Annotated in this window: 6 protein-coding genes; all 6 read left to right on the top strand. The window is 33.2% G+C overall.

Features of this window, described 5'->3' with window-relative positions; genetic code table 11:
- Window positions 1-15: 15 nt before the first annotated feature.
- The 6 genes from NQQ59_RS07640 to NQQ59_RS07665 all read left to right on the top strand — a co-directional run bounded on the left by NQQ59_RS07640 (window position 16) and on the right by NQQ59_RS07665 (window position 16,471).
- Window positions 16-516: a hypothetical protein gene (locus NQQ59_RS07640; RefSeq protein WP_144215056.1), complete on the top strand. Its 501-nt coding sequence runs from the start codon at window positions 16-18 to the stop codon at window positions 514-516.
- Window positions 517-541: 25 nt separating this feature from the next.
- Entirely contained in the window at window positions 542-2,689 is a 2,148-nt protein-coding gene (locus NQQ59_RS07645; RefSeq protein WP_144215057.1) for a hypothetical protein, read from the top strand.
- Window positions 2,690-6,172: a hypothetical protein gene (locus NQQ59_RS07650; RefSeq protein WP_144215058.1), complete on the top strand. Its 3,483-nt coding sequence runs from the start codon at window positions 2,690-2,692 to the stop codon at window positions 6,170-6,172.
- 28 nt (window positions 6,173-6,200) lie between these two features.
- Window positions 6,201-6,725 (top strand): hypothetical protein, encoded by a 525-nt coding sequence (locus NQQ59_RS07655; protein ID WP_144215059.1) that lies wholly within the window; start codon window positions 6,201-6,203, stop codon window positions 6,723-6,725.
- Between the two features lie 496 nt (window positions 6,726-7,221).
- Window positions 7,222-8,655, top strand: a complete 1,434-nt coding sequence (locus NQQ59_RS07660; protein WP_144215060.1) for a hypothetical protein — start codon at window positions 7,222-7,224, stop codon at window positions 8,653-8,655.
- A gap of 463 nt (window positions 8,656-9,118) precedes the next feature.
- A complete protein-coding gene (locus NQQ59_RS07665) occupies window positions 9,119-16,471 on the top strand; it encodes a hypothetical protein (protein ID WP_144215061.1) in 7,353 nt (2,450 codons plus the stop codon).

The following is a 16,471-nucleotide window of genomic DNA, read 5'->3' on the forward strand; positions in this document are numbered from 1 at the left end:
AAACGAATACTTATTATGATCAAAAAACTAAAATTCCTGTTTTTTCTATTTGTCACTTTTCTACTTGTGATTTCTTGTCGAAGTCCGAAACCCGTGCAAAACGAAAATAAAATCCAAACCATAACGATTACTGAAACATTACACGATACTGTTTTTAAAATTGCAAAAGACAGCAGTTCTTACAACGCATTACTAGAATGCCTTAACGGAAGAGTAGTACTTAAAAATGTTATCCAAGCCGAACCAGGGCGTACATTAAAAAGCCCAAGGGTTCGACTGGATAACAATACTATTCAGGTGGACTGCAACTTAAAAGAACAGGAACTCTACGCCGCCTGGAAATCGAAACAGGTAAAAGAGGTTCAAGAAAAAACCATCACCATTACCAAGTTTGTCAACTATTTGACTTTCTGGCAAAAAGTACAGATTTGGCTGGGCAGATTGTTGCTTCTTTTATTGCTTTTCTTAATCGGAAGATTTGCCTACAAACTCTACAAGCCTTTATGGTTGAAATAAAAACTTTTAAAATAATACTTAAAATATGTCCGCACAATCTCATTTTTTTATAGAATCGGGAGGATTTACACAAAGTGAACAACAAGCCTTTGGCCCTGTTTCGAACACGGAGTTTAACCTCACTTCCAGATTCTCTGTAAATTCTCCCCAAAAGGCCTATTCCATCTGCAAAGGTGTTGTTTTAATACAACCACAGGAAGATTTGGAGAACGGCAAAGTAAATCTAATTTTACGCCCATACAAACAGCCATTTCCTGGCTTAAACATCAAATATTTTGTTTATAGAGGATTACGAAAGAGTGACTTTTTTACAAAAGACGGCGAATACAAAGTAATTGCCCAAACTACTCAAACTTCAGACTTTATCAAAACAATCAATAGCAATTTTGAGGCTTTTTATCAAGGAAGTACAGCTTTAACCCAACCTGATTTTAAGGCTGCATATATCGGATACGATGAAGAGAATGCTGGCAACAGACTTTTGTCTAGTTTCTTTTTTAAGGAATCTAAATTTGAAACCACAGAAAACACCTTAACAGAAAAAGATCGGTTTGAACTTCCGCTAATTGATAGTGGTAAAACGTTAGGCTATTTTTCAGGAAACGATTGTGGTATTGATGTGGTTCTGAATTACGGAGATTACCAGCATAATTTCGACAACAGCGAGTTTGTTTTTGATTTAAATTATGCCCGTAAAACATTTGCTACTATTGCTGTTACTGGAGATACTCCTTTCAAACAAAAATTACAACGTGAGCAAAGCACCCAATTTATTGATATTGCTGCCTTTTATGGTTTATTTGTTCCCGAATATTCTGTTGATGTCGTTTCTGGTGGTACTAAAACTACTAAAAAAGGAACTGAAATTTTCAGCAACGCTATTGCTAACTTCTATACTAAAAACAAATGGTACGTTTACATTCAAAGTGACCGCACGCGTAGTTATGATTTTTACGAAAATTATAAAATTGGTGAAGGCCCAGAGAACTTAAAAACAGGATTGCTAGAAAATCCCGTTTCTAAAGAAGTTCCTATGACCAATGTCATATATGGCACTTCTGGTTGGCCGGTTTTGGTTAACACACAGCAACAGGCAAATACGATTACTACAAACAATTTGTATCTGCAGTTTCCAACAGACAACAATAACAACACTGCTTTTTACGGGCAGATTGCGAATGTAGCCAATGCTCAAAAAGACACTTTCATAAATGCTGATGGACTAAGATTGCCTCCAGATGAAGAAGGCAATTACACTGATTTTACCTCAACGATTCAACTAACAACTCCCGCTGTAGCAGGAGAAAATATTGCTTCGCTAAGTATTTTACTTTATCAAGGAAAAGTGAATTTGTATACTGCGGGAACTACTCAAGATGAAAACGGAGATCTGGTTATTCTATATAAACAGGCAAACTTTTTTGACAACGTTTTTAATTTAATAAACACCAGCCCTTTATTGAATTTAAGCAGTGATAAAATTTACTCCAGAATGACTTCTGAAAAACTGAATCTTATCAATGAGTTTTATGATAAAAAACAACAAGGAATTTCGATTGTACAGACTCTTACCGTAAATGATATTATTGAAACTGGAGTTGAAGAAACACCAACTGTTAATCGTGTTACTTATATAACAGAAGCTGTAGATGTTATGAATAATGCTGTCTCGGCAACTGGAAGCACAACCTCAACAACTTATACATCTTCTTCAGCAAGCGGTACAGTTGGCAATAGTAAAACGTACCAATTACCCGATCCTTATTATTACAATTTGAAAATGTTTACAGATAGTACTGAGACTATTACAGGACTAGAACTGAAAACATTGGATGGCTCTACTCCTAATAAAATTATTTTGGGATTGACAAAAGATGAAAATGAGGCTATAAAAGCTTTGATTGCGGATGAAACTAAAAATCCCCGTTTGTTTTTAATGGATCTTTTTGAGGATGGAAATGAATTACTTTCTCCTGAAAACATCAAGTACCAGAAATATAAAGTGGCAATTGTAGCTGAAGATTCTGATGGTAATAACAAGTTAGAAGAACCTGTTATTCCTGTTTTTGTTTACTCACTTGATCGTAAGTATCATTTTAGTAAGGGGTATAGTGAGTATATGCCTGATTTAGACATTAGCATTCCATTTTTTAATATTAATACCGTTTTATAAATGACTACTACCGCAATTCTAAAAGATGGAACTCCGGTAAGGATACATCTATTTGAAAAACCAGCTTTTGATGTCGAAGGCTTTTTAGTTGGTTTTACTTTATCCTCATTAAATTCAGAAGAATATAGATATTATCAACAATCAGAATTTAAAAGAGAGGATCGAAAAAAACCAAATCTATCGGGCTATTATGACAAAACAATGTTTTTAAAATACATTCAAAACGTTGAACCTGTTCCCACATTGGATAAATTGGTTAAATATAATTTTGAAAGGGTTCTAGCTACTGAGGGTGAAGAGATAACTGTTACTTCAATTGATTTTGAAGAACCGTATGATTATTTTTATAATGAAAAAAAATACACTTTTAATTTACAGAACACAATTGATAATAGAGGCGTTCGTAACTACTTAAAACCAATAGTCGAAGATTTTAGAACTGTTGACTATAAAATTAATACTGATGGAGCCAATGCTGTCATTGTCCTCAATAATCAATCAGCGTTACCTGGAGGTTATTTCTATAAAAAAAATTTAGGAGATTTTATAAATACATGGTCAATAACTAATACCCAAAAAACTCTGATTAAGAAGACAATGGGCTTGATTATTTTTAAAATTAGAGAAATTAATCGAGATATTATTCCACTTATTGCTTCAAATACTCACTTCTTCGAGAAAGAGCAAGATGTTGCAAATGGAATTATTGATTATAATGATTTTACAGATCTCGAAAAGTTATTATTTAATTTTAAAAGAACTTGGGGATATTACTATGATACACCTCTAAACGGGCTTCCGCGACCATACAAAGATAGTTTTGAGGCTTTATTTTCTAATTCATCTACTTTAGAAGACTATCAATCCTATCTTTCAAGTCTGCAAAATTTTTATCAAATATGTAATAAAACTAAAAATTTGGCATATTATCCTGCTGATGAAAAAGTAGAATATTTATTAAAAATATTATCACCATCTGCTTTAAACGTAATCCCTTATGAGTTGATTATTAAATGTATTAAACAATATTTAAAATTCAATCTATCGCAAGAAGATCAAAGAGTACTTGTAAAACTTGTTATATCTATAAAACTATCTCATGCAAATGACTTTTTAGATTTTTTACTAGAAAAAGAAAATGGTGCTGAGACCAATTTTCAAGTTATCTATGACACTCTTACAGATGCAAGATTAGAAAGATACCCTTTTGTAAACTGGTTTGTTAATGAGCAACCCAACAGAATGTATTTTGCATTTGCTATTTACGAATTATGGAAAATTTCTAAGTATAATTTAGATTACATACGTCCAGGTATTGTTATTCCTCATCCTTGGCCATATTATAAAGGAGTTGATCCCGATAATTATTTTAATGTCAATCCGCAAGAATTTAGTGAAAAAAATTTCTTAACATTTATACTTTCTTCCGACCAACAAATAGTCACATCGCAACAACGTTTTGAATCATCACTTAATGATAAAAAAATTGATATAACAAAAATATCCAAACAAGACACTAATACAGGATATTATAATCAACCTAAAATAGGTCCTGAACATTTTGGATCTTTTCATTTATATCAGCAAATTTCCTTTTGTGGATATGAATCTAATTTAGATTTAAGAATTCCAACATCGGCTACATTACCTGCTTTTCTATTTCATTTTATTGAAGAATATGATCGTTTGGCTGATTTTGATGCCGGAGTTGCATTAGCTGCAAATTTAACAGTTGACGCTTTATTAATTTATTTTACTGGCGGAACAAGTATTCTTAAAGACTTGCAATATTTAAAATATACTACCAAAATAGGAAGAGCATTAGCTGGTGGAATTGAGTCCACTGAAGCGATTGAAATTTGGCAAGGATTCAAAGGGACGGCCGACATTTTCACACTTACAGCTAGTTCTTTAATGCACATTAACCAATATCTCATAACTACTGAAAATAATGAACAAAAAAGAAAAATTTTAGAAGGATGTCAAAAAATATTTCTATCCTTAACTTTTTTAGGAGTTGGTTTATCTGTAGCAGCACAAGCCCATGCTGTGAGTGAGGCAGGAAAAGTTTTAGATTTAATTGAAGCTTTACCCTCGGGTGTTGCTCATGGTCTTGCCCCAGAAATGATTAATTTATTGACAACACTAAAAGGTAATAAAGACGTAACTTTATCTTTATTTGGAAACAAATTAAACACTTTAGATCTTGGGGATGCTACTAATTACATTCTTATAAAATACAATTCTGTTTTTACTGATGCTCAAAGGTTAAAGTTCTTGAAAGATTTTCAAGATATTGATGATCTTGCATTTTGGAGATTACTAAACAATGGTAGAAATGCAAGTGGCATTCGTGATGGCAGTTTTATAGATAATTGGATTAGTTTAAGTGAAAGAGGGTTAGAAGAAGCTAAAATCACTACGTATATTTGTAATCAAAGAAGGACTGATGCGTTAATTCGTTATGTTGACGAGCCAATTACCAAACCGGTAATTAATAATCTTAGCTATGAAAAGAGATTGGCCTTTATCAATAATAATGGGGATGCAGGTTCTTTTGCTGTGTATGCTGAAAATCCTAATTTGATAAAAGAATGGGAAAAATACTCCTTTGTAAGCAAAGGCAATGATTTATCAATATTATCAGCAGAACAGAAATTTAAATTTTTAAAAAGTTATGAGAATAGCACTCAGGCAGTAGTTGATAAAATAAAAAATGGAGGTTTAATCAAGTATTTCAAAATTGTTGATGATAATCCTTTAAATGCTATCGTTCAAAATTCTCATATAAAGAATGTAGATTTCCTTGAGGATGTACGCAATACTTTTACACTAAGAAAACAATACCCTTTTGATCATGTATATCATCCAGGTTTACAGGAAACAATAGCAAATCATATAAAAGGATCTCCTGTAATGCTTAACCATAACGGAAGTGATTACATTATTGGTTTTACAGGTATGCATGCTGATTACGCAGTTACAGAACTTAATCCTATTACTTTAATAGAAGCCACATTACCTGGGGGTAAAAAATACTACCCTAATCCTTTGCCTACTGTAAATGCAAATATACAAACAGCCATAAAAGATGGAACAGAAATTGTGGGTGTAGGAGCAAAAGACTGTGAAGTATGGATGTGGGGTTATGTTACAAAAAAAGTAGATGGCATAGAAAGCCTTTATCTAGATAGTAATGGAAACCCTATAAAAACATGGGTTAAAAAATCTAATTCGAATAAAACAACTATTTTTATGGGGATGAATGAAGATAAGGTTCTTATTGAAATAGCGTATGCAAGACACAATTTAACTGTAGCCGACTGGATACAAATTAGGTCAAACAGAAGTTCTAACACATGGGTAGGAAAAACAAGCGAAGGAGGAAATATACATTTATGCATTGGCACTGAAGTAATGATTAGACCGACAGCAATACCTAGCCGTACATTGCCTTATGGAACTGTGATACCGAAAAGATAAAAAATAGTAAACAATAAAAATATCAAATATGTCATATGAATATCAATTAACAGTAACAAGATATTATACACAAAGATATGTAATGATTGGAGTTGGTGCTTCAGATTTAGATCAAGCATCATCTCTATCTGAAATGTCAATAAACGAGATTACAAAGACACTAGCTGAATTAAATGCGGTTATTTCTGGTGGTCTAGAGTATTTAGATTGGGGTACAGATTTATTTCATGTATTTTCTGAAGCAACAGTATCTCGATATGGAGATTTTGACAAAGTAAAAAGATATGAAGTATCTACGATAGACTTGAGAGATTTTTTAATAGAACTTAAGAAATTCAAAGAACAATGTCTTGCAGGCGATTATTATAAAACCATAGTTGGTGAAGCCTTTGCTGCAATAAAAGCCAATCCATCAAAATACAAAAGATGGTCAACATCAGATATTGATTTTTTAATTACTTTGAATAATATAATTTTTAGTTTAATATTAGAATCTAATGATTTCAATTTAACACAAACTCAATATGTTGCTCAATTAGAAAGAGAATTTTAACCATGAAGATTTTCCTGATCTAATTATTTTAAGAGATAATATTTCTAAAACTCAAATGAATAATTTTATGAAAAACCCGATCGCGCAGATATATCCCCCGCTAGCGCGAGCGTCCCGCTCGTGAACGTAAAGTAAAAAACAACTCAAAGACAAAAATCTTTGAGTTGTTTTAAAAACTAAAAATCTTCTCCAAACAAATCTAAAAATCACATTTTAAAACCCATTCCGGAAACTTAAAATAATAAGTTTCCCTAACATACTATTGGCTTTATTTTAAGCCAGTATACAACCCTTATTTCTTTGTTTTACAACTCTATCTCTGTAAAATAAAACCCTATTGTGACGCCACTAACACAATTTTAAGCATTCAGGTTGCTTGTAAACATCCAAAAATCAAAAACTGTTTGCAAGCACGAATTACCTGAATGATTACGGTAAGCCCCCATAGCCTAATACAAGTCTATAAATATTTTAAACCCGTAAAAATTAATTAAAAATGAGTACAAATCACAACAGAATCAGAGTGGCAGATTTAGAAACAAATGAGCCAAACAAAATTTTAAAAACCAATGAACAAGGTGAACTAGAGTTTACTGACGCTAGCAATCTTCAAGTTGAAACTTACAATGCACTTGACTGTACTGAAGAAGGAAAAGTGCTAGATGCCAGACAAGGAAAGGTTTTAAAGGATATGATGGATAATGAGTATATGAAATTATCTGAAAATCAAACTTTTTCTGGAGTTAAAACTACAACTAATACTTCTTATCCTCAAAATGCAGGATTAGTAATTAGAAATACTTCTACTAATAGTAGTACAAAGAATATAATTTTATCTTCAAGTTCGGGAACTGGATTATTCTGTGACAATTCATCAGGAACAGGTGTTTTCTCCCAAACCTCATCAGGATCTGCAGGACACTTTTATTGTAATGGCAATGGAAAGGCATTAAACATTCAATCTTTAAATTCTTCTGATAAAACGGTAACTATTCTTGCTAATACAAATAATGACAATCTTTACATCACAAATAAGGCAGCTGGAGCTAATATAAAATCAATTTCAACAGGAACAGGTTTGGTATTTGCTGGAAATAATGGATTTGGTAATACCTCTACCATTAGCAAAGATGGAAATATAACAGCAAAATCAATTGAACTTGGTGCAGGTACAATTCAAAATCCAGCGTTAACAATCCCTAGTGGTTCTCTAACTTCTGATCCTAAAGAAGGGGCTATTGAACGCGACGAAAAAGGTCAATTATGGGAAACACATTTTGGAGTAAGATCTAGATTGATTACAACTGCCGATGACCTAATACTAATTGCATATAAGTTTCTTGGTGGTATCGAAGTTTATCATGAAAGCACTATTTCAGACACCAAACAATTTGTGACAGATAGTACTGTAATAGGAAAGATTAGAAACAATTCTGTTCAAAGACTTAATGCTTCCACTTTAACGAATTGTACATCTTGGAATTCAAATTCTAAGAAACCCAATATAGCTAAAATCGAAGTTTTTCTAAGAATTAATAATGGATTATTTGCCACTCATTGGGCTGGTTCTGGTGCAGTCAATCAAGTTAAAATCATGGAATACTCTGGTTTAAACAACTATGGTTATAAAAATTATCAGGAACTTATAATGTTCAACACACAGAATGATGAAGCATCGACATCACAATGGGCCTCAGTTGATTTTCAACAAAAAACTGTAATAGATGGCATTATAACAACCTTAGATAAATCCTACTATCTAAGAGATGCACTAAATACAAGAACATTTGGCCCCTCAGAAGCATCATTTAGTTTTGTTTTTGTTAACACTTTAGGTTTCGAAGATGCAACGAATGTTAATGGTCTTAATTCAAATACTCTTTTAAGAACTAATAACTATGCCCTTTTTTTAGAGACAATTAGAGGATAAATCTAAAAAAATAAAACCATTGGGAGTTTCCCAATCTCCCAATGGTCAATTAAAAACAATTAACTCTAAAAACTAAAATATCAATTAAAATTACCGGCCAAATTTCTTACTCATTAAAAATCCCCCATAGAAACAGATTGAAACCTATTCTACTCAAAATGATTTTCTATCCACTCTCTTTACAACTCTGTAAAGCCTTAGAACATTAATGTTAAACCGCTAAGCAGCTGTTTTTTAAACCCCAATTTTAGGCTCATCTTTACACTATCAAAAGAAAAAAAACATTAAAACCTTATAAAAAAAAAGGCCTTTTGAAGGGATATCGAAGCCTAATCAAATAACAGAAAAGCTTAGACAAACTCCTAAAAAATATGCATTCACAACTCAACGATTGGTTTGATCAAACCTGTATTTAACCATTCAAAACCCGAACAAAAAATTAAAGTCAAAAACAAATTAGAATATGCCAACTAATCCAATTCCTGCGGTTCCAATTCCTACAGCAAGATACTATCCCCGATTATCGGAGATTATTACTGTAGACGATTTACCAGAATTTTTATCGTTTGTCGAAGATGGTATGAATTCCATTTTTGAAAATATTCACTACAAAAACTTACAATATTCAAAAGGATATCGCGGTGATTCTGCCTTTTATAGTCTTGATATCGTATCGAGCAAAAAACTATCGCTGCCACTTCCTTTTGGCTTAGGTCTAGTTCTTAATCCCGACTTAGACAATGACTCTTCTATCTCTTCATTTCCTATTACGCTTGAGTATCAGTGGGAAATTTTAGCTTTCTTAAAAACTTTCCGTTCAAGCAGTTTCTCTTTTTCTATGGAAGATTTTTATAGTGTTGGTCTTCAGGTTTTCCGCATTAGCGAAGAACAGGTTGTGGCTCACATGATGAATATTTTCGTAGAAGCTGAAGAAGGAAAAACAAAATATGAAAAGCTTTTAGAAGATATCAATTTACTGCAAAACGCCGATCTGGAATTTCCAGCTGGCACAGAACAATCTATTAGTGCTATTATTAACCTCATCAATACTAGTACTATAATTACAAAATCGGTTCCGTTGCTTTTATTTGCAGTTTATATTTTTAAAGAAAATAATCTTGCAGAAACAAAAAACAGACTTCAGGAATTCTACAATATTATAGCTCCAGATGGTATCGAGGCTCATATTAAAAGAATTATTACTCCAAAAGCCAAAGCCTCTTTAGCTTTAAGTGCTGGTATTGAGTTTCCTAGAAACATCTTGAAACCAGTGGAATCTGATGGTTCTAATTATGGTAACGGAACCGAAAAATCAATGTTTACATTTGGCCAGGCGCAATTATACGCCGATACCGAAGAAGGCATTGGTTACCAATTAGAATTAGGTGGATCTCTGAAACCTTCTAATTTTGCTATGATCGGTAATACTGGTTTAATTCTTCAATTAGATACATTAAAAGTCGATTTAAGCAAGAAAACCAATATTCCAGAAGCCGATGCAGACGGACGTCCAAATGATTTTGTTGGAGTTTATGCGCGTGCTGTTTCGGTTACTCTACCTTCAAAATGGTTTCATGAAGAAGCCGAAATCCCAGGAAGCATTAACCCAACATTACAAATTGGTGCTTCAGATTTATTAATAGGTTCTGGAGGTCTTTCTGGAGATTTTTATCTGGAAACTGTTCCTAGTAAAAATGGTACATTTAGCTATTTCAATGATAAATTCAATTTTAATTACCCAATTACAATGTTCGAAAAGGACGAAGAAAGTGGGGTATTAAATAAAAAAGAAATCGCTGATTATTCGTCTTTACTTGTCTTTTTACAAGAACAAAACAGCAAAAACATCCCTTATGTTTTTGATTATCCATTATCGTTAACCACTCTTTCGTCATTACAATCATCTACGATCGATGCTTCGACAACTTATATTTTTACTAATGCCAAAGATTATCAAAACTTCTTATTAGAGTTGTATGATAATACACTTTGGAGAACAATTGGCTCAAAAAATAAAGGTTTCAAAGTTGGTTTTAACAAGTTTGATATTTCATTTAAACAGAATAAAGTAATTGGTTCTAATATCAAAGGTGCTTTAGAAATTCCGAAACTTAAAGGAAAAGATAAAAAGCCGTTAAGAGTTGGTATTGAAGGTCATTTAGCAGATGATGGCGATTTCAATCTTACAGCTTCTTTTAATAAAGATAATAAGTTAGAGGCCAATCTTTTTGATTTAGTCAAACTGGATTTTCACAGTTTAGAACTTGGAAAACAAGATGATGACTATTACGTTGGAACATCCTGTTCTGTTTCTTTTCCTGAAGGAACTTTGATCGGAAGCTTACTAAAAGGAAAAGGTTTCGAGGTTGAAAAACTACGTGTTTATAGTGACGGAAACATTGAAGTTGAAGGAGGATCAATTCCAATTCCAATCAGTCTTTCTGTTAATTTGGGGCCAGTTCAAATGGCGGTTACCAATATTAACTTTGGTTCCGTTCAAATCGAGGGACGTAAGTTTAATTTCTGGGGATTTGACGGTGCCATCAGTATCAATCCACTTGGAGTTGATGCCCGTGGTGAAGGGATAAAATACTATTATCCTGTCGATGGTAATTCTTCAGGTTCTTTCATCAGAATTCAAACTATTGAAGTGGATTTAATTATTCCTGGAACTGCAACCGAATCATCTGCAATGGCGGTTATTCATGGTATGATTTCGCTTCCTGAACCAGGAAAATCTAAAGAATTTATTGGTGAGGTTGGCTTAAAACTTCCAAAAGCAAAAATCTCTGGAAGTGTTGGAATGCGTTTTATGCCCAAATATCCAGCCTTTTTAATTGATGCCAGCATCGAACTTCCGGTTCCAATTCCGTTAGGATTTCTCGCCATTAATGCCTTTAGAGGATTATTAGGCTTTAGATATGTTGCCACTAAAGAAGCAGCAGGATTAACTAAAGATGATTCTTGGTATGATTTTTATAAACATCCAAAACCAGGTATTAATATTAGAAAATTCAGCGGGCCACCAGAGTCTATGCAATACAACGCACCGTTTTCTATTGGAGCCGGAGCTACTTTTGGAACAGTTGCAGATGGCGGACATGTACTGTCATTGAGAGCAATGCTATTACTGTCTCTACCTACTCTATTTTATATTGAAGCCGGACTGAATGTTATTGCAGGAAGGTTAGGTCTTATTGAAGATGATCCGAGTAATCCACCATTTTTCGCAATGGTTGCGTTTGGAGATGATTCGTTAGAGTTAGCAGCTGGAGCCGATTTCAGCATTCCAAAAGATAGCGGACAAATTTTCAAACTTCATGCCTTGCTAGAAGCTGGGTTTTTCTTCAAAAATCAGAAACCTTGGTATGTTAATCTTGGTTCCAAAAAAGATCCTATTGAAGCCCGAATCTTAACCTTATTTACAGCTAAGGCATTTATAATGCTTTCTGCTCAAGGAATTGAAGCTGGTGCAAGATTAGATTTCAAATTACAACAGAGTTTTGGTCCAGCCAAGGTAAAATTATGGGCTTATTTGGAAATGGGTGGAAAAATCTCATTCAAACGTCCGCAAATGGGTGGTTACATTTCTGCTGGTGGAGGAATCCAAATTAAGCTCTGGATTATTAATGTCGAAATTGTATTAGATACCATATTCTCAGTAGAATCATTTAAACCATTTTTAATTTATGCCAAATTAGAACTAAGTGTTCGTGTGAAAATTGGTTTTGTAAGAGTCCGTAAAAACTTTAAAGTGGAATTACAATGGGATATCAACAGAGTTATTGATCGTACACCATACAGCCCACTACCAATGGGAACAGTTGGAGATGGTCAGGATGATAGAACATTAGAAAATGTAAAAGGTGTCCATATGCTTACGAATGAAGCATTTGCCCTTGACTTTTTCGGAACTGTTCCAGATGGCAATGATATTAAAGAAATAATTCCTCTAGACACTTATATCGACATTAAAATGGCTAAAGGATTATTGCCTAATCCTGATTTAAAGCAAAAAATTGGAGGGTATACAGCCGAAGCCAAGAACTATACCGATATGATGCCTCCTGTGAGTACTCAGGCGGGAAGAAAATTACGTCAGGTAAAACATGAATACGGAATCAAATCGATTAATATAAAATCATGGAATGGTTCGGGATGGGTAGATTATCATCCTTTTGAAGCTGTTGTTAAAGATCCCGAAAGAACCATTGCATTAAAGGGACTACCTTGGGCACAATGGCAAAAAGCTATTGACCAGTATGATTCTATTCGTGTATTGGCAACAGATCCGTTTTCTTTTTTAAGTGCCGGAGAACCAGGATGGCATGTTCCTGAACAATTAGGAATTACTCCTTCAAAATTATTTTGTGGATCAACTGAAATTGAAAAACACCATACTGATTTCCTTAATAAACAAATTGGATATCGCTATTATGTGCCAATGCAGTATGAAGCAGACAAAATCAATGGATTATTTTTTAAATTAATCGGAGAACTTCCTGAAATCATTGCAAACAATACGATTGTTGGCGGAGACTTTATGAGCATTACCGCAGATAGAAATCCTCATGGTTATAATAAATCGCTATCATTTAGAAACGATAACGAATTAGAAATTATTTTTCCTGAATCGGCAATTGATCCTACGATAACACTTACAACTCAGGCAAAAGAAGTAAAAATTACAGCTTATACTGCTGTGTTTGAATATGGTGATAAATTAGTGTCTTATAAAGCCATTAATTTTAGAAAAGAAAGTGGAACTGATTTCTATACAGAACTGATTTACAATAAATCAGAATTTCTACAACCGATTACTTTAGTAAGCGAAGAAGTTGAAGATCAGAAAATAAAGATTGATAAAATTGTAATTACTCCGATTTCGGCAAAAGCAAAACGTATTAAAGAAATCAGACACGAAATCGCAGTTCTATTTGATGAGACATACAATGATTTAACTGGCGAAACTGAAATTACATTAACCGATCCTGATAAAATTGCAGCGTATAATTCGCTTATGCAAGAATTAGAAAACCTAAAATCGGATGCAGGTAACGAAAATGTAAATTCTGGAGGAAATCCAAATGCGTTGACTTTTACTCATTATTACGGTTATAACGGAAGAACTTTATACGATTTTGATCAAGTAATTAAATTCAATGATTCTTATGTGATCACTTTCCATCCAAAAGAAGATGCGAAAACTACGATTTTGTTACAAGTTGATTCTGATGGAAGTATTCTTAGAGAACGTTTGATTAATGGAATTGTAACTTCTCTACAAGTTGTAAATGGTAATTTGTTAGTTACACAAGCTTTAAAAGCAGAACAATGTAAAGGAATCGGAGAAGCCGTTATCGATCTTGATCTTATCATCGGATGTCAATCTCCTATCTCTGCTTCAGCAATTGTAGAATTGGACGAAGAACTAAATCCGATTTTAGGAACACAATATCCAAACACGTATTCTTTAGGCTTTAACAAAGTACTTCCGCTTGCAAATAATGATTTGCTTTGGGTAAACACATTAAATAACGAAACTGAAATCAGCTGGATTAAAGGAAGCGATCGAACTGTTATTTATCATTCAAAAATAAACGATGAAGTTGTTAAGGTTCTGAAGCAGAGTGATACTGAATTTATTTTGATCACAAAGGATAAAAAGATCATTCTTTTAAATATCAATAACACAACAAAAGTAATCTCTGTCGCTGATACAAAAGTACTTTCTGACACACAAATTGTTGAAATCGTTGATGCTATCAGTGTGAATAACAAAACATGGGTTTCGGTTAAACTTTCAAACAACAAGTTTGGTTTAATTCAAATTAATGGAAACACAGTTAATCTACTGAAAAATGATGCGATTTTTGAATCACCAGTTTATCTATCAAATAACCATTTGAGTACTAATTCTATTATAGCTTACAATACTCAATATTTATTTGTTTTTAATGAGAATCTAGAACTTACACGATTAATTCAAAGAGAAGATGAAGTAAAAGACGCTTCAATCATGAAGGTTCAAAACGAACCATCAGTAAATGAAATTGTGATGCTTTCTAATAAGCCAAATGAAAAAGGGGTTTATTTCTCATTGTTTAGTGATGTCTTCGATAATTGTGCTTTACATCCTGCAGCAACTGTCTCTGTAACATCGTCAACAACTGCTCTAACAAACGGAAGTACAAACCTTATTGTATTAAGCAATAGTACAGGATTAGATTTTACAAGAAACCTTAAAAACTCGAAAATCATCATAACTGATGCTGTTATTTGTTCGAATTTAGAAAATGCTGAAGATCCAGAACTTGATTACACAACTTACATTCAAAGTGTAGATTGGTTGAGTAAAGAAGATTATTACCATAACAAAACGATTTTGGATATTCCGGCTGTAGCCGATCAATTTCAAGCTATGAAAGATGCTGTTCAAACAACAGTACAACCAATCTGGAGACCAAACACAACATATTGTTTAGATTTTACTTTAACTGATACTGTTGATGACAACAAAAAGAACCCAACCGAATTTAAATACTATTACGGATTTAAAACACTTGGACCTATTGGACATTTTCCTGTACCAGATCCTAAAAATCCTGATGACAGACCATCTGTGAAGAATGAAGTAACAGAACTGTCTAAATCGCAATTAACCTCTTTAAGAAGTTATCTGGATTATAATCGTTCTTATCCAAATGCAGATGGAAGTTTACTGCAATCAAAACCATCATTTTATGGTGCTGACCAATGTAAAATTTCTTTATTCTTTGCCAATACCTACACTTCTCATATGTTTAAAAAATGGGATAGCTACGATACTGGAAGACCTGAAATTGATGGTGCATTGAATCTTTACATCAAAGATCCACAGACCGATTTGGTTATTAAATATCCACCAGAAGGAGAACAAGAAATAATTTATCCGAAAGCAGAAGAAATTGACGATGAAAGTGCAAGATGGTCTGATGATAATGATCCAAGGCTTCCAGTAAGTATTAAAATCTTAAACAATTTTATAGAAGATCCTTCTACAATGCGATGCAGTTTATCCTTAGGGGAACCTATAAAACCAAAATCATTAAAATACGAGACAAAATTAGCCAATTTAAAACCTTCTAAACTGTATACCGTTTTAGTCAATAACTATTTTGAAGGTGCACAAATAGGAGTTTCAAGCAAAAGTAAAAACATTTTAGTACACCAATTTGGATTCCAAACTTCCCGTTTCAAAAATTTTGAAGAACAGGTTCAGAGTTATTTTATTAATGAAGAAAAAACAAGCAAAGCCTTGTTTGATGTAAATGTAGATCTGAATCAGGAACGAATTGATGCTTTGTATTATTTGATTGCTCCAAAACAACCAAATGTTACGAATGCTCTAAGCGATTCTATGGCTCCGAAATACCAACATTTATTTGATTGTGCTGTAGAAGGGATTTTAAAATTATCTCCTCTTGATCCAGCTCAAAGTACTGAGGTAAATAGGATTATTGATACGAATACCGGGGCAACGATTGCACTTTTAATTCGTAATCCAGAACCGTTTAATATTCCAAAAATGCCTTTAGGAGAAATTCAGGATACGATTTCAGTTTTAGATGAATCAGAAAATCCAATAGCTGAATACAGCGTATTGCATTCAAAAGATTACTCACAAGCATTGATTATGCACCCGGATAAAACAATTTTAAATCTGGAAGGATTGAAAATCAAGTTTAAATACAAAATGTGGAATACTGAAGGAAGTGGAACTTTAACCAGTACTCTTGACACACAAATATTGCCATTATACAATACAAATCTTTAA

Source organism: Flavobacterium panacis (genome assembly GCF_024649945.1).
Taxonomy (GTDB): domain Bacteria; phylum Bacteroidota; class Bacteroidia; order Flavobacteriales; family Flavobacteriaceae; genus Flavobacterium; species Flavobacterium panacis.